14 protein-coding genes are annotated in these 14,884 nt (G+C 64.7%); 7 read left to right on the top strand and 7 right to left on the bottom strand.

Annotation, left to right across the window (positions count from 1 at the left end; translation table 11 throughout):
- Positions 1–142: 142 nt before the first annotated feature.
- From ACNJYD_RS03805 to ACNJYD_RS03795, 3 genes are all read right to left on the bottom strand, one after another.
- Positions 143–382 carry a PilZ domain-containing protein gene (locus tag ACNJYD_RS03805; protein ID WP_172786626.1) on the bottom strand — a complete coding sequence of 80 codons (240 nt, stop codon included), beginning with the start codon at positions 380–382 and terminating at the stop codon, positions 143–145.
- Between the two features lie 97 nt (positions 383–479).
- Positions 480–2,105, bottom strand: a complete 1,626-nt coding sequence (locus ACNJYD_RS03800) for an FMN-binding glutamate synthase family protein (protein WP_246571920.1) — start codon at positions 2,103–2,105, stop codon at positions 480–482.
- A gap of 375 nt (positions 2,106–2,480) precedes the next feature.
- Positions 2,481–3,254 carry a ferredoxin--NADP reductase gene (locus ACNJYD_RS03795; RefSeq protein ID WP_439365403.1) on the bottom strand — a complete coding sequence of 258 codons (774 nt, stop codon included), beginning with the start codon at positions 3,252–3,254 and terminating at the stop codon, positions 2,481–2,483.
- Positions 3,255–3,627: 373 nt separating this feature from the next.
- On the opposite strand from ACNJYD_RS03795, the gene ACNJYD_RS03790 reads away from it, so the two are divergent.
- Positions 3,628–4,428, top strand: coding sequence for an ATP-grasp domain-containing protein (locus ACNJYD_RS03790; RefSeq protein WP_439365401.1), 801 nt, complete (start codon positions 3,628–3,630; stop codon positions 4,426–4,428).
- A 176-nt stretch (positions 4,429–4,604) separates the two neighbouring features.
- Here the strand turns inward: ACNJYD_RS03790 and ACNJYD_RS03785 are convergent, their stop codons facing one another.
- Both ACNJYD_RS03785 and ACNJYD_RS03780 read right to left on the bottom strand, forming a co-directional pair.
- On the bottom strand, positions 4,605–5,546 hold the full coding sequence (locus ACNJYD_RS03785; RefSeq protein WP_212259407.1) for an amino acid ABC transporter substrate-binding protein: 942 nt from the start codon (positions 5,544–5,546) through the stop codon (positions 4,605–4,607).
- Between the two features lie 9 nt (positions 5,547–5,555).
- On the bottom strand, positions 5,556–6,854 hold the full coding sequence (locus tag ACNJYD_RS03780; protein WP_172786622.1) for a dicarboxylate/amino acid:cation symporter: 1,299 nt from the start codon (positions 6,852–6,854) through the stop codon (positions 5,556–5,558).
- Positions 6,855–7,066: 212 nt separating this feature from the next.
- Between ACNJYD_RS03780 and ACNJYD_RS03775 the strand changes: the two genes are divergently transcribed.
- From ACNJYD_RS03775 to ACNJYD_RS03755, 5 genes are all read left to right on the top strand, one after another.
- The gene (locus ACNJYD_RS03775) at positions 7,067–8,074 is read left to right on the top strand and encodes an NADP-dependent oxidoreductase (protein ID WP_212259406.1); all 1,008 of its coding nucleotides are present in this window, start codon (positions 7,067–7,069) and stop codon (positions 8,072–8,074) included.
- A 148-nt stretch (positions 8,075–8,222) separates the two neighbouring features.
- Complete coding sequence (locus ACNJYD_RS03770) at positions 8,223–9,041, top strand: hypothetical protein (protein ID WP_212259405.1); 819 nt, start codon at positions 8,223–8,225, stop codon at positions 9,039–9,041.
- A 113-nt stretch (positions 9,042–9,154) separates the two neighbouring features.
- Positions 9,155–9,370 (top strand): hypothetical protein, encoded by a 216-nt coding sequence (locus ACNJYD_RS03765; RefSeq protein WP_172786619.1) that lies wholly within the window; start codon positions 9,155–9,157, stop codon positions 9,368–9,370.
- 188 nt (positions 9,371–9,558) lie between these two features.
- Positions 9,559–10,722 (top strand): FAD-dependent monooxygenase, encoded by a 1,164-nt coding sequence (locus ACNJYD_RS03760; RefSeq protein WP_212259404.1) that lies wholly within the window; start codon positions 9,559–9,561, stop codon positions 10,720–10,722.
- The gene (locus ACNJYD_RS03755) at positions 10,719–12,332 is read left to right on the top strand and encodes a benzoate-CoA ligase family protein (RefSeq protein ID WP_439365400.1); all 1,614 of its coding nucleotides are present in this window, start codon (positions 10,719–10,721) and stop codon (positions 12,330–12,332) included. The genes ACNJYD_RS03760 and ACNJYD_RS03755 overlap by 4 nt, the downstream gene beginning before the upstream one ends.
- 152 nt (positions 12,333–12,484) lie before the next feature.
- On the opposite strand, the gene ACNJYD_RS03750 is transcribed toward ACNJYD_RS03755, so the two are convergent.
- Complete coding sequence (locus ACNJYD_RS03750) at positions 12,485–12,997, bottom strand: MarR family winged helix-turn-helix transcriptional regulator (RefSeq protein ID WP_172786616.1); 513 nt, start codon at positions 12,995–12,997, stop codon at positions 12,485–12,487.
- Positions 12,987–13,619, bottom strand: a complete 633-nt coding sequence (gene maiA, locus ACNJYD_RS03745; RefSeq protein ID WP_439365399.1) for a maleylacetoacetate isomerase — start codon at positions 13,617–13,619, stop codon at positions 12,987–12,989. Before maiA ends, ACNJYD_RS03750 begins: the two co-directional genes overlap by 11 nt.
- A gap of 204 nt (positions 13,620–13,823) precedes the next feature.
- Between maiA and gtdA the strand changes: the two genes are divergently transcribed.
- Positions 13,824–14,864: a gentisate 1,2-dioxygenase gene (gene gtdA / locus ACNJYD_RS03740; protein WP_260381776.1), complete on the top strand. Its 1,041-nt coding sequence runs from the start codon at positions 13,824–13,826 to the stop codon at positions 14,862–14,864.
- Positions 14,865–14,884 lie beyond the last annotated feature (20 nt).

Genomic DNA, 14,884 nt, shown 5'->3' with positions numbered 1-14,884 from the left:
GGGAGAAGGTGGCGCGAAGCGCCGGATGAGGGGTTGCTTCAGCGAATTCGAATGGAAGTTGGACTCGGGGAGAGATACCCCTCACCCGTCTCGCCGCTACGCGGCGAGCCACCCTCTCCCACAAGGGGCGAGGGAAACATCCTCACCCGAACCGCACCCCGATCCGCTTTTCCTTGCGCCAGACCACGGTGCAGCGCAGATGCCTGCCGTCGGCCTGAACGAACAGGGTGAAATGATCGGGAATGCCGACGGGGCTGGTGACGTCGAGTGCGGCGCCGGTGTCGGAGAGATTGCGGACGGTGCAGTCGATCGCGCCGCCGCCGAACTCGATCGTTCCGGCCTTCAGCACGCGATGTCGGGCTTTGTCGCGTCGCTCGTCCATGGGACAAATCTATACCCAAAGTTGAACCAGAGGTTAAACCCACCCTCCGCTCTCGGCAATTTGACGCCTCTGACCTGCGGCAGCGGCGGCCGGAATGTCACAGCGCGGGCTGGAACGTCTCGGCGCGCGCCATCTGCCAGGCGTCGCGGAACCGTGGGTCTTCCGTGCCTTCGAGCAGTTCGCCCGGACGCAGCGCCGGATAGAGCTGCGCGAAGGACTTCACCTGGGTCGTCGACGTCCGTTGGCTGAAATGGATCGGCCGCAGCTGCTGCGGATGTTCGAGGCCGGCCGCAGCGATCAATTCGGTCAGCGAGTGCAGCGTGGCGTGGTGATAATTGTGCACGCGATCGATCTTGAGCGGCACGTAGAGCGCGCGCGCCCGCGTCGGGTCCTGCGTCGCCACCCCGGTCGGGCAGCGATCGGTGTGGCAGCTCAACGACTGGATGCAGCCGAGCGAGAACATGAAGCCGCGCGCCGAGTTGCAATAGTCGGCGCCGATCGCCATCGCCCGCGCCATGTCGAAGGCGGTGGCGATCTTGCCGGAGGCGCCGATCTTGATGCGGTCGCGCGCATTGATGCCGACCAGCGCATTGTGGACGAAACTGACGCCCTCGCGCATCGGCATGCCCAGATGATCCATGAACTCCAGCGGCGCCGCGCCAGTGCCGCCCTCATTGCCGTCGACGACGATGAAATCCGGATAGATCCCGGTCTGAAGCATCGCCTTGCAGATCGCCAGGAACTCCCAGGGATGGCCGATGCACAGCTTGAAGCCAGCCGGCTTGCCGCCGGAGAGACGGCGCATCTCGGCGATGAACTGCATCATGCCCACAGGCGTGGAGAAGGCGCGATGCGAGGCCGGCGAGATGCAATCCTCGCCCATCGCGACGCCGCGGATCTTGGAGATCTCCTCGGAGACCTTGGCGGCCGGCAGCACGCCGCCATGACCGGGCTTGGCACCCTGGCTGATCTTGAGCTCGACCATCTTGATCTGGTCGTCGCCGGCGACGCGCGCGAACGCTTCGGGATCGAAGCTGCCGTCGAGATGACGGCAGCCGAAATAGCCGGAGCCGATCTCCCAGATGATGTCGCCGCCCATCTCGCGGTGATAGGGGCTGACGCCGCCCTCGCCGGTGTCGTGCGCGAAGCCGCCCTGCCTGGCACCGGCATTCAATGCCCGCACCGCATTCGGGCTGAGCGCGCCGAAGCTCATCGCCGAGATGTTGAACACCGAGGCCGAATAGGGCCTTGCGCAATCCGGTCCACCGATCACGACACGGAATTTCTCCGTGGCATGCGCCTTCGGCGAGACCGAGTGATGCATCCACTCGTAGCCCTCGCGATAGACGTCCTCCTGGGTGCCGAACGGGCGCTTGTCGAGCTCCATCTTGGCGCGCTGATAGACCACCGCGCGGGTGTCGCGCGAGAACGGCATGCCGTCCTTCTCGCTCTCGAAGAAATATTGCCGCATCTCCGGGCGGATCTCTTCGAGCAGGAAGCGGATATGCGCGGAAATCGGATAATTGCGCAGCACCGCGTGGCTCTTCTGCAGGAGATCGCGGACGCCGAGCAGGGTCAGCGCGCCGAAGATCAGGATCGGGATCAGCAGGATGTCGAAGATCTTGCGGTCGGCGATGCCGATGCCGATCAGGAGCGCGGTGACCACCGCGCAGATCGTCAGCACGATGAAGCGGGGAGAGAAGGGCAGCAGCAGGGTTTCCATGATCCCCTCCTCCGCCAGCGGCAGGCGTTTCGGGGATGCATGCGTCTTGGTGTCGTCGGCCACGATTCCGATCCTCTCGCCAGCAGAAGGCGTCACGATACGCCCGCGCCTGTCATACGGATATGACGCCGCCCTTGTTTCAGGCTAGCGAATTCGGTCGAGACAAATCAATCAGCCGGATGGACGGGTTTTGCAGTGCAGCAGAGGGACGGGTTAGGCGGCAAGCGGCCGCAACCAAGCAGTGTCCCGGGCAAGCGCAAGCGCAGACCCCGGACCCAGAATGCAACGCCAAGCGATGCGGAGAGAGAGGCCCCGGCTCTGCAGCGGACCGCCGAAGGGGCGCTGCGCTGCGTCCGGGGCACGATGGCGTGGCGCTTAGCGCTCGACGAAGGCCTTCTCGATCACGAAATGGCCGGGCTTGTTGCCGCTGCCTTCGACGAAGTCGCGGCTCTCGAACATCGCCTTCAGCTCTTCGAGCATCGCCGGGCTGCCGCACATCATGATGCGGTCGGTTGCGATGTCGAGCGGGCCTTGCCCGATGTCGTTGAAGATCTGCTCGGAGCTGATCAGATCGGTGATGCGACCGCGGTTCCGGAACGGCTCGCGGGTCACGGTCGGGTAGTAGATGAGCTTGTCTGCGAGCAGCTCGCCGAACAGCTCATCCTCGCGCAGGGTCGCAACCAGCTTCTCGCCATAGGCGAGCTCGGAGACCTGGCGGCAGCCATGCACCAGCACGATGGACTCGAACTGGTCGTAGACCTCGGGGTCCTTGATCAGGCTGGCGAAGGGCGCAAGGCCGGTGCCGGTCGAGAGCAGCATCAGCCGCTTGCCGGGAAGCAAATTGTCGGTGATCAGCGTGCCGGTCGCCTTGCGGCCGACCAGGATGGTGTCGCCTTCCTTGATCTTCTGCAGGCGCGAGGTCAGCGGACCGTCCTGCACCTTGATCGAGAAGAACTCGAGCTCTTCCTCGTGGTTGGCGCTCGCCATGCTGTAGGCGCGTAGCAGCGGCCGGCCATCGACCTCGAGGCCGATCATGGCGAACTGGCCGTTCTGGAACCGGAAGCCGGTGTCGCGGGTGGCGCGGAAGCTGAACAGTGTGTCGGTCCAGTGCTGGACGGAAAGAACCTTCTCTCGGTAAAACGCGCTCATGATTTTCGATATTCCGAATAGGTGCGGTTTTAGGGCAAAAGCGTTGCCCGGCCCTGAAACGGGGCGGTCACCATTTGCCATGGCGGAGGATTTCGCGTGTGTGATCTACGCCATTGAGACCAATAATCAACCTCGTTTCGGATGCAATTGATGCCGGTCAAACCGGCATTTGCGGCAGAACTGGTCACATGATTAAGGAATCTGCTGCCTGGCGCGCGTGGAGGATAATTTCTTTTCCCTCGCGGGCTTCATTGCAGCACTTAATTTCCGCCGCGCTCGCGGGAATTTCATTAAGAATAGCTCTGATTTTCACCCGGTTTGGCGCCGATGCCCGCATTTTTGCGGCTTTTGGCGCCAGGGACGACGAAACACCATGGCAAGCGGCGAGCGGATCTTCGTTCAGGCGATCGGGCGCTATTGCGCGGCGCGGGGCATCGCGGTCGATGTCCGCTCCGCCGGCTGGCTCATCGCGATGCGCCGGGGGCCGCGGCGGCACTTCGCCTTCGGCTACGACATCGGCCTCAACAGCGCTATCGCCCATCGCCTCGCCAACGACAAATCAGCCACCGCCGAAGCGCTGACGCTGGCGGAGGTGCCCTGCATTCCGCATCGGCTCTTCCTCAACCCGAAGCTGGGCGTGCATGTCGCCGGCGCCGATTGGCGCGAGGGGATGCTGGCGCTGCTCGCCGAAAATCCGCAGGGCGTTGTGGTGAAGCCGAACGAGGGGACATCGGGGCGATCGGTGTTCAAGGTCACGACCGAGGCGGAGCTCGACCACGCGGCCGGCGAGGTCTTTTCGATGAGCACGGGGCTCGTGATCTCGCCCTATGTCGCGATCGAGGAGGAGGTCCGCGTGGTGCTGCTCGATGATGCGCCCCGCGTCGTCTACAGCAAGCAGCGCGGCTCGGACTGGCGGCACAATCTCGATGCCGGCGCAAAGCCGGTGCTGCTGCAGGACGGCGAGGTCCGCGCGGCCTGCGTGAAGCTCGCGATCGATGCCGCGCGCGCCATCGGCATCGTCTTTGCCTCGATCGACGTGGTTCGTGTCGGCGGCGAATGGAAGGTGCTCGAGATCAATTCCGGCGTGATGATGGAGGCGCTGGCCAAGCTGCATCCGGCTCTGGTGCAGGCGACCTATGACGCGGCGCTGGACCGGGTGTTTGATAAAACTTAGCTGCAAGCACGCTGCACCCTCTCCCCTTGTGGGAGAGGGTGGCTCACCGCGTAGCGGTGAGACGGGTGAGGGGTCTCTTTCCGCGCGCGAGCCTCTTGCAACAGGACTCGCGGATGCAACCCCTCATCCGGCGCTTCGCGCCACCTTCTCCCACAAGGGGAGAAGGGAAGTAAGCGCTAATTATTCGCGCTCGCCGAATCGTCCATGGCCTTGAACGCCTCTTCCAGCTGCAGCGAGATCGGCACGTTCAGGCGCTCGCCTGTGGGCAGCCTTGCGGTGAACCATTTGTTGTAGAGCGGGACGAGGTCGCGGTTGGAGCCGAGCTTGCGGAAGGCGCGCTCGACCACGGCGGCGAGTTGCGGCTCGCCCTTCCTGAACATGATGCCGTAGGGATCGTAGGACAGATAGTCGCCGGTGACGCGGAACTTGTCCTGCGCCTTGTGGCGCGCGATCAGGCCGAACAGCAGGATGTCGTCGGTCGCGAACGCGTCGGCCTTGCCGTCGGCGAGCATCTGGTACGATTGCTCGTGGTCGGGCGAGGTGACGATGTTGAGGCCGAGCGAGAACTTCTTGTCGGCCGCATGCATCGCCTGCTCGTTGGTGGTGCCCTTGGTCACCACCACGGTCTTGCCCTTGAGATCGGTGACCGAAGCGACGGTCGAGGCCTTCGGCACCATCAGCTTGGTGCCGGCGACGAACATCAGCGGGGAGAAGGCGACGCGCTTGCCACGCTCGGCATTGGCCGTGGTCGAGCCGCATTCGAGATCGATCTTGTTCTGGAGCACGGCGTCGATGCGGTCGTCCGAGGTGACCTTGACGTAGTCGATCCTGAGATTGGAATCGTCGACCTCGACGCCGATCTCCTCGACGATGGCTTCGCACAGCTCGAGGCTGTAGCCGATCGGCCGTCCCGACTGGTCGAGGAACGAGAACGGCGGTGAGCTCTCGCGATAGCCGAGCCGCACGGTGTGGGCCGACTTGATGGCCGACAGTGTCGGGCTGAGCCCCTCGCTGGCGGTCTGGGCGTGTGCCGACGTCGCGCACGAGGAGGCCGCGAGCAACGACGCGGCGAGCAAGAGGACGCCTGAGGTCAGCGGCCTCGCCAATATCCGGCCCATGGTTCGCTCCTATCCATGGCCGGCCATCGCGGGCACCTCGCCCGGGACCACGTCGTCCGGCACGACGTCGCCGGGGCCAAGCTCGTGCTCGGGGCCGAGCTCGCCCTCCCATTTGGCCACGACCGAGGTCGCAAGCGTGTTACCGATCACGTTGGTGGCGCTGCGGCCCATGTCGAGGAAGGTGTCGATGCCCATGATCATCAGGAGGCCCGCCTCGGGAATGTTGAACTGCGCCAGTGTCGAGGCGATCACGACCAGAGAGGCGCGCGGCACGCCGGCGACGCCCTTCGAGGTGATCATCAGCGTCGCCAGCATCGCGAGCTGGGTGCCGAGCGGCATGTCGATGTGATAGCTCTGCGCGATGAAGACGGCCGCGAAAGTGCAGTACATCATCGTGCCGTCGAGATTGAAGGAATATCCGAGCGGCAGCACGAAGCTCGAGATCCGCGACGAGGCGCCGAAGCGGTTGAGCGCCTCGAGCGTCTTCGGATAGGCCGCCTCCGAGCTCGCGGTCGAGAACGCGATCATCAACGGCTCGCGGACCAGCTTCAAGAGATGGCTGTAGCGCGGACCGATCACGATGAAGCCGACGATGACCAGGATGGTCCACAGGATCGCCAGCGAGAGATAGAAGCCGCCCATGAACACAATGAGCTTCCACAGCACGGCGAGACCGTTCTTGGCCACCGTTGCGGTGATCGCCGCCCACACTGCGAGCGGCGCGAACAGCATGACGTAGGCCGTCACCTTCAGCATGATGTGGCCGACGTCGTCGATCATGGCGAGGATCGGCTTTGAACGTTCGGGCATGGAGCCCATCGCCACCGAGAAGAACACGGCGAAGATCACGATCTGCAGGATCTCGTTCTGCGCCATCGCATCCGCGATCGAGGTCGGAATCAGATGGGTGAGGAATTTCTCGATGGAGAAGGCCGAGACCGGCAGGCCGGTCGATTGACCCGCCTGCGGCAGCGTGCCGGGGAAGTTGGCGCCGGGCTGCAGCAGATTGACCATGATCAGGCCGAGCAGCAGCGAGACGAAGGATGCGCTGACGAACCAGCCCATCGTCTTGGCGAAGATGCGGCCGAGCTTGGAGCCCGAGCCCATATGGGCGATGCCGCCGACCAGGGTCGCGAACACCAGGGGCGCGATGATCATCTTGATCAGGCGCAGGAACATCATGGCGATCAGGTTGATGGAGGAGGCCCAGTCGGCGCGCGTGTCCGGCAGGAAGTTGTAGATCGCCGAGCCCATGACGATGCCCAGCACCATCGCGGCCAGAATGTATTGCGTGAACCTGTTGGACATCGCTTACCCCCAACGTACACCGGCGCTTCATAGTGTCGCAGATATGACAGCGACGCAACACGCTTTGCGTGCACGCGCCATGGCGCGATGTTCCCGTTGCGCAACGCCAGCGCGCGATCTAGCCTTCGTGCAGCGCACAACACATGCGGCTTGCACGTTTTCCTTGCGGCGGCTGCACCAATAATCGTCAAACAAATGAAGAGGGAAACGCCATGAGCGGCAACATCAATCGCCAGATTCTGCTGGTGGAAAAGCCCAGCGGCAAGCTCGCCCCCGAGCATTTCAAGATGATCGAGGGCGCGATGCCGGAACCGAAGGACGGCGAGGCCTTGCTGCGTGTGCGCTACATCTCGCTCGATGCGGCCAACCGCGCCTGGATGCACGGCGCAACCTATCGTTCCGCGGTCGAGGCCAACAGCGTCATGGCCGGCGGCGCCATCGCCGAGGTGGTCAGCTCGAAGGCGGCGGGACTTGCGCCCGGCGATATCGTGTTCGGCGACACCGGTTGGCAGGAATTTGCCGCCGTGCCGGCGAAGCACCTGACCAAAATGCCGAAGCTCGAGCCGATGACGCATTTGCTCAGCGTGTTCGGCGTCGCCGGCCTCACCGCCTATTTCGGCCTGCTGGAGATCGGCAAGCCCAAAGAAGGGGAAACCGTCGTGGTCTCCGCGGCCGCGGGCTCGGTCGGCTCGATCGTCGGACAGATCGCCAGGATCAAGGGATGCCGCGTCGTCGGCATCGCCGGCGGCGCCGACAAGTGCCATTGGCTGACCTCCGAGCTCGGCTTCGATGCCGCCGTGGATTACAAGGACGGCGCATTGTTCAAGGCGCTGCGCGCAGCGGCGCCGAAAGGCATCGACGTCTATTTCGACAATGTCGGCGGCGACATTCTCGAAGCCTGCCTGCCCCAGATGAACAATTACGGCCGCATCGCCTGCTGTGGCGCGATCTCGCAATATGACGGCGCGCCGTCTGCCCATGGGCCGCGCGGCGTGCCCGGCCTGATCGTGGTGAAGCGGCTGACCATGCAGGGCTTCATCGTGATGGACTACATGAAGGACAGCGAGCGCGCGCTCGCCGATCTCCAGGCCTGGGTGAAATCCGGCAAGCTCAAGGTGCAGGAGGACATTCTCGACGGACTTCAGAACACGCCGAAAGCGCTGATCGGATTACTTGCAGGCGAGAACCGCGGCAAGCGCATGGTGAGACTGACGACCTAGTCGCGTCGCGATTGCGGCGACATTATCCACTTGCGGTAGAGGCCAAAGCGGCCAAAGATGCCGCTCGCGAGCTAACCCTCGCGACGATTGCGCTTGCATATCTTTTCAAAAATAGTCGGCATTCCCGACCGGGCAGGAATTCATGCAAATGTTCAACACGTTGAAACATGCATCGACGCGCACCGCGTTGCTGGCGACGGCACTCTTCGCAAGTGCAACAGGAGCGTTCGCGCAGACCGAGGCCGAGAAGAACGCCATCCGGTCCGCATGCCGCTCCGACTACATGGCGCATTGCTCGAGCGTGACGCCCGGCGGAGTGGAGGCGGTTCAATGCCTCGCCAAGAACATGTCGAGCCTGTCGTCGGGGTGCCAGGCTGCCGTTCGCGCGGTCGAGCAGGCCGCCGCGCCGAAGACCGAAGCGGCGCCCGCCAAATCTGAACCGGCCAAGTCTGAGCCCGCAAAGACGGAAGCGGCGCCCGCCGCCGAGCCCGCAGCCAAGCCGGCAGCGGCAGCCGCGCCGAAGGCAGCAGCAGCAAATCAGCCGAGCCCTGCGCAGGTGTCCGCGATCAAGGGCGCCTGCCGCGGCGATTATCCCAAGGTCTGCGCCAGCGTGCCGCCGGGCGGCGCGCCCGCGGTCGAATGCCTGGAGAAGAACAAGGCGAAGGTGTCGGCGGGGTGCGCCAAGGCCATCAATGCGGCTTTCGGTGGCGGAGCGGCCCCGCCTGCCTCCGGTGCTGCACCGGCCGCAGCGGCAGCGCCTGCCGCGGCACCTGCCGTCATCGTGCTGCGGCCCTTGCTGCCGCGCGAAGAGCTGTTCATCGCGCGGTCGGCCTGCGGCGCCGACATCCGCACCCTCTGCGCCGGCGTGGCGCCCGGCGGCGGCCGGATCATCCAATGCATTTCCACCCGGGCGGCATCGCTCTCGCCGGCCTGCAAGGAGGTGCTCGCGCCATTCGCCGCCAGATAAGGCGGACGCAGCACGAAAGATGAATTGCGGCGTACGCGACCGGATGCGCGCACGCTGACACAGATACTTTCTTCAGACGCAGCTTCGATCACGACAAGCCCCGGGAGAACAACATGCGTTCATTGCTGCTCGTTGCTTCTGCGCTCTTCGCTTTCGCCGCCACCATGACCTTCGAGGCCACTGACGCCAATGCGGTGGTGTGCGCCCGCGGCGTGGTTCGCGCCGGCTGCGCCGGCCCGAATGCGGCCGTGGTCGTGCGCAAACCCGTGCCGGTGGTCCGCTGTACCAGGGTTCTGGTGAACGGGGTCTATGTGAAACGCTGCGTCTGACCCCCGGTGGCCAATCCGCCCCGGGTTGGCTATGATTCGCGCCTGACGGTTTCGGATCCGCAAAACGCGCGTCCGGATAACGGGCTTTGGCGTGCCACGCACTGGCGATAATTCCGCTGGCGCTGGACGCCGGAGCACATTAGTCTACCCCTAGATAGTAAGTATACTGTCAATTAGGGAGGCAGACGTTGCGGATCGCCGTGATTGGCGGGGGGCCCGGTGGGCTCTACTTCGCCTATCTCTGGAAGAAGCGTCACCCCGAGGATCAGGTCGACCTGTTCGAACAGAACCCGGCCGACGCGACCTGGGGCTTTGGCGTCGTGTTCTCCGAACAGGCGCTGGAGTTCCTGCGCACCGACGACCCCGAGACGGTCGATGCGATCGCCCCGCACATGGAGAGCTGGGAGAACATCACGCTGAACCTGCATGGCGACAGCGTCGCCATCGACGGCGTCGGCTTCTCCTCGATCGGCCGGCTGGAGCTGCTCAAGTTCCTGCAGCAGCGCGCGTTCGACGTCGGCGTCACCCCGCGCTTCGACACGCAGATCCAGGCGATCGACCAGCTCAACGGCCACGATCTGATCGTCGCCGCCGACGGGCTGAACTCGCTGGTGCGGCGCGCCTATGAGGGCGATTTCGGCACCTCGCTGTCCTACTCATCCAACAAGTTCGTCTGGTACGGCACCTCGAAACGCTTCGACACGCTGTCGCAGACCTTCGTGAAGACCGAGCGCGGCGTCTTCAACGCCCATCACTACCGCTATTCGCCGACCATGAGCACCTTCCTGGTCGAATGCGATCACGCCACCTGGCAGGCCTATGGTTTCGCCTACAAGGACGTCGAGCAGTCCAAGGGCGTCTGCGAGGAGGTGTTCGCCGATACGCTCGGCGGCCATTGCCTCGTCTCCAACAAATCGGTCTGGCGCAATTTTCCCTGGGTCTGGAACGAGCACTGGTCGTTCAAGAACATGGTGCTGCTCGGCGATGCCCTGCATTCCGCGCATTTCTCGATCGGCTCGGGCACGCGGCTCGCGATCGAGGACGCCATCGCCCTCGTCAAGGCGCTGGAATCGGATGCGCATCTTGCGACCGCGCTGCATCGCTATCAGGCCGCGCGCAAGCCCATCGTGCAGAAGCTCGTCAACGCCGCGCGCACCAGTGCATTCTGGTACGAACATTTCGCCGAGCACATGAAGCTTCCCCTAATGGACTTCGCCTACAGCTATATCACCCGCTCCGGCCGGATCGACGATTCCCGGCTGCGCGCAATGTCGCCGGCCTTCATGACCCGCTACGAGGCGGCCAAGAACGGCGGAGACCGCGGCGGAGACAACGGCGGAGATGCGGCATGAGCCATGACATCCGTGACCAGGTGCCGGCGGACAGCGAGGGGGCGCGCGAGATCGGCTTTGCCGTTCCTGACATTTACAATGCCAGCCGCGTGCTGTTCGACAATCTCGGCAAGGGCCGCGGCGACAAGCTCGCGCTCCTGGGCCCTGCAGGCACGCGCACTTACGCCGAGCTCTGCGCGGAGGCCTGCCGCTGGGGCAACGGTCTCGCCTCGCTTGGCCTTGCGCGCGGCGACCGCGTGCTGTTGTTTCTCGACGACACGCCGGCCTACCCCGCCGCCTTCTTCGGCGCGGTGCGCGCCGGCTTCGTGCCGCTGCTGATCAACACGCTGACGCCGCCGGACCTCCTGCAATTCTATCTCGCCGATTCCGGCGCGACTGTCGCGGTGGTGGATGCCGAGTTCGCGGCGCGCTTCGATGCGGAGGCTTGCAAGGAGACGAAGCTGCATACGCTGATCGTCGCCAATGGCGCGGCCGGCGAGCACGCGGCGCCGCGGGCGCTCGCGGCGGCGAGCTGGCTCGCGCAATTCCCTGCTGAGCTGGCGGAAGCGGCAACGCAGCGCGACGAAATGGCGTTCTGGATGTACTCCTCCGGCTCGACCGGACGGCCCAAGGGCATCGTGCACCTGCAGCACGACATGGCCTATAGCGAAGCCGCCTTTGCGCGGAACGTGCTGAAGCTGACGCCTGATGACATCTGCTTCTCGGTGCCGAAGATCTTCTTCGCCTACGGCTTCGGCAATTCCGTCACCTTCCCGTTCTCGGCCGGCGCCGCAACGCTGCTGCTGCCGGGGCAGCCGAAGCCGACGTCGATCTTCGCGGCGATCGAGCAATACAAGCCCACGGTCTTCTTCGGCCTGCCGACGCTGTACACCGCGCTGACCAAGGCCGAAGGGGCGGACAAGACGGATTTCTCGTCGCTGCGCATGGCGCTCTCCGCCGCCGAGGTGCTCTCGGCCGAGGTCTTCAACGGCTGGAAGACGCTCACGGGGCTCGAAATCGTCGAAGGCCTCGGTTCGACCGAGGTGCTGCACATCTATCTCTCCAACCAGCCCGAGCAGAAGAAGCTCGGCGCCGCGGGCCTGCGCGTACCCGGCTACGAGGTCGCGCTGCGCGACAAGGACGGCCGCGACGTCGGCGACAACGAGGAAGGGATTCTCTGGGTCCGCGGCGATTCCAACACGCCGCTGTACTGGAACCGGCCTGACAAGTCCGCGGAGACCATCCGCGAGGGCGGCTGGATCTACACCGGCGACCGCTTTGTGCGGGATGCCGACGGCTTCCACTTCTTCCGCGGCCGCGCCGACGATCTCATCAAGATCTCCGGCCAGTGGGTCTATCCGCTCGAGGTCGAGCTGTGCCTCGCCGATCACCCCGACATCCGCGAATGCGCCGTGTTCGCCGCCGAGCTGCCGGACCGTCGCATGACGCTGAAGGCGGTGGTGGTGATGAACAACCGCGCGGTGAACCAGAGTGATGCGACGCGCAGGCTGCAGGACTATGTGAAAGGCAAGCTGCTGCCCTACAAATATCCGCGCGAGGTGATTTTCATCGACGAGCTGCCGAAGACGGGTACGGGCAAGATCGATCGGCAGGCGTTGCTGCGGATGTGAGGCGACGGCGTTGCCACACTCACCGCAATCGTAGGGTGGGCAAAGCGGAGCGTGCCCACCATTGCAAAATAGGAGAGAAATCGTGGGCACGGCGCAAGCGCGCCTTTGCCCACCCTACGAGATCGCGCGCTGGGCTGGGCCGGGGCGCCCCCTCACCCCGCCTTCCCAAGATGTTCCAGCGCGTCCTCCGCGCGCAGCGGCACTCGTGATGCTTCGTTGTTGAGATCGACCAGCTGCGCCAGCAGGCTCATCAGCGCCTTGCGGTCGGCGGGCTTGAGAGGCTCCAGCATCCGCTCCTGCGCACGCTCCACGGCGGGAATGATCTCGCGCAGGATCGCAGCGCCCGACTTGGTCAGGTAGAGCAGCTTGATCCGCTTGTCCTCGGGTGCCGGCCTGCGCTCGATATAGGCCTTGGCCTGGAGACGTTCGATCACGCTGCCGAGCGTCGAGCGGTCGAAGGCGATCACCGCCGACAGCCGCGTCGCATCGATGCCGGGATGGGTGTGGATCGCGACCAGCGCCGCATATTGCACCGGAGTGAGGTCGAACGCCTTGCACTCCTCCATGAAGATCGAGACCGCGATCTGCTGCATGCGCCGGAACAGATAGCCCGGCGCGGCATAGACCGCGTCGATCGTGATCGGAGGGGGCGGCTTACTCGGCATCGGGCTGCTTCTCCGGTGCGGCATCGGCAAACGCCTGCAGCGCCTTGGCGGCAGCCTCGGCCTCGAGCAGGCGCGGATAGGCGGAGACGTCGACGCCGAAGCGGCGCGCATTGCCGAGCTGCGGCACGAGGCAGAGATCGGCCAGCGACGGCGCATCGCCGAAGCAGAACGGACCCGGCTCGGCCTTGATCAGCGTCTCGCAGGCCGACAGGCCCTCGCGATTGACCCAGGCGGCCCAGTCCTGGACCTTCTCCTCGGGCAGGCCGAGCTCGCGGAGCCGCGCCAGCACTTTCAGGTTCTGCACCGGATGGGTGTCGCAGGCGATCGCCAGCGCGAAGGCGCGCACCTTGGCGCGGCGCAGCGGATCCTTCGGCAGCAGTGGCGGATTGGGATGCGTCTCGTCGAGCCATTCGATGATCGCCACCGATTGCGTCAGCACGCCACCCGCATCGTCCTCCAGCGCCGGCACCAGGCCCTGCGGATTGATGGCGAGATAAGAGGGGGCGCATTGCTCGCCCTTGCGCAAATGATGCGGCAGATGCTCGGCGCCGAGCCCCTTGAGGTTCAGCGCGATGCGCACGCGGTAAGCAGCGCTGGAGCGGAAATAGCCGTGCAGCTTCATGGAGAGCCTCCCTCATTTTCTGTCATTCCGGGGCGACGCGCCAGCGTCGAGCCCGGAATCCATAACCACATTCGGGAGTATGGATTCCGGGCTCGCGCCTTGCGGCGCGCCCCGGAATGACACGATCTTGTGTGTCGTTCGTCAAGTTGACGCTACCTAGATCCTCAGTATACTGTCAATCAACAACGATCGGGAGCCGCAACCATGGAAGCCGTAACCAAGACGCCGGAACGCGAGGCGTTCTACAAGAAGATCGACGGCGAAAACCTCACCGCGCTGTGGACGGTGATGAGTGACCTGATCACGCCGGAGCCGAAGAGCGCCTGCCGGCCGCACCTCTGGAAGTTCGACGTCATCCGCGACTACATGACCGAGGCCGGCAAGCTCATCACCGCCAAAGAGGCCGAGCGGCGCGTGCTGGTGCTGGAGAACCCGGGACTGCGCGGGCAATCCAAGATCACGACCTCGCTCTATGCCGGCGTGCAGATGGTGGTGCCCGGCGACGTCGCGCCCGCGCATCGCCACAGCCAGTCGGCGCTGCGCTTCGTGCTCGAAGGCAAGGGCGCCCACACCGCGGTCGACGGCGAGCGCACCGCGATGGAGCCGGGCGACTTCATCATCACGCCTTCGATGACCTGGCACGATCATTCCAACGAGACCGATCAGCCGATGTTCTGGCTCGACGGCCTCGACATCCCGCTGGTGCAGTTCTTCGACTGCTCCTTTGCCGAAGGCTCGAAGGAAGATCAGCAGAAGATCACGAAGCCCGCGGGCGACAGCTTTGCCCGCTATGGCCACAACCTCTTGCCCGTCGATGTGAAGCGGAGCTCGAAGACCTCACCCATCTTCAGCTATCCCTATGCCTACACGCGCGAGGCGCTGGAGAAGGCCAGGACGAGCCAGGAATGGGACGCCTGCCACGGCCTCAAGCTGAAATTCAGCAACCCCGAGACCGGCGATTTCGCCATGCCGACCATCGGCACCTTCATCCAGCTGCTGCCGAAGGGTTTTGGCACCGCGCGCTATCGTTCGACGGACGCAACGGTGTTCTGCCCGATCGAGGGCCGCGGCCGCAGCCGCATCGGCGATACCGTGTTCGAATGGGGGCCGCGCGATCTGTTCGTGGTGCCGAGCTGGCACTGGGTCACGCACGAGGCGGATGAGGACGCCGTGCTGTTCAGCTTCTCGGACCGGCCGGTGCAGCAGAAGCTGGATCTGTTTCGGGAAGATCGCGGGAACGCGTGACGGTCGCACTGCCAACCACA

Source organism: Bradyrhizobium sp. SPXBL-02 (genome assembly GCF_051853065.1).
GTDB lineage: Bacteria > Pseudomonadota > Alphaproteobacteria > Rhizobiales > Xanthobacteraceae > Bradyrhizobium.
This window is presented reverse-complemented; position numbering and strand designations above follow the sequence as displayed.

Excerpts from the sequence above, each read along its gene's own strand:
- ACNJYD_RS03805 (WP_172786626.1), bottom strand. The coding sequence starts at position 382 with ATGGACGAGCGACGCGACAAAGCCCGACATCGCGTGCTGAAGGCCGGA.
- ACNJYD_RS03800 (WP_246571920.1), bottom strand. The coding sequence starts at position 2,105 with ATGGAAACCCTGCTGCTGCCCTTCTCTCCCCGCTTCATCGTGCTGACG.
- ACNJYD_RS03795 (WP_439365403.1), bottom strand. The coding sequence starts at position 3,254 with ATGAGCGCGTTTTACCGAGAGAAGGTTCTTTCCGTCCAGCACTGGACC.
- ACNJYD_RS03790 (WP_439365401.1), top strand. The coding sequence starts at position 3,628 with ATGGCAAGCGGCGAGCGGATCTTCGTTCAGGCGATCGGGCGCTATTGC.
- ACNJYD_RS03785 (WP_212259407.1), bottom strand. The coding sequence starts at position 5,546 with ATGGGCCGGATATTGGCGAGGCCGCTGACCTCAGGCGTCCTCTTGCTC.
- ACNJYD_RS03780 (WP_172786622.1), bottom strand. The coding sequence starts at position 6,854 with ATGTCCAACAGGTTCACGCAATACATTCTGGCCGCGATGGTGCTGGGC.
- ACNJYD_RS03775 (WP_212259406.1), top strand. The coding sequence starts at position 7,067 with ATGAGCGGCAACATCAATCGCCAGATTCTGCTGGTGGAAAAGCCCAGC.
- ACNJYD_RS03770 (WP_212259405.1), top strand. The coding sequence starts at position 8,223 with ATGTTCAACACGTTGAAACATGCATCGACGCGCACCGCGTTGCTGGCG.
- ACNJYD_RS03765 (WP_172786619.1), top strand. The coding sequence starts at position 9,155 with ATGCGTTCATTGCTGCTCGTTGCTTCTGCGCTCTTCGCTTTCGCCGCC.
- ACNJYD_RS03755 (WP_439365400.1), top strand. The coding sequence starts at position 10,719 with ATGAGCCATGACATCCGTGACCAGGTGCCGGCGGACAGCGAGGGGGCG.
- ACNJYD_RS03750 (WP_172786616.1), bottom strand. The coding sequence starts at position 12,997 with ATGCCGAGTAAGCCGCCCCCTCCGATCACGATCGACGCGGTCTATGCC.
- maiA (WP_439365399.1), bottom strand. The coding sequence starts at position 13,619 with ATGAAGCTGCACGGCTATTTCCGCTCCAGCGCTGCTTACCGCGTGCGC.
- gtdA (WP_260381776.1), top strand. The coding sequence starts at position 13,824 with ATGGAAGCCGTAACCAAGACGCCGGAACGCGAGGCGTTCTACAAGAAG.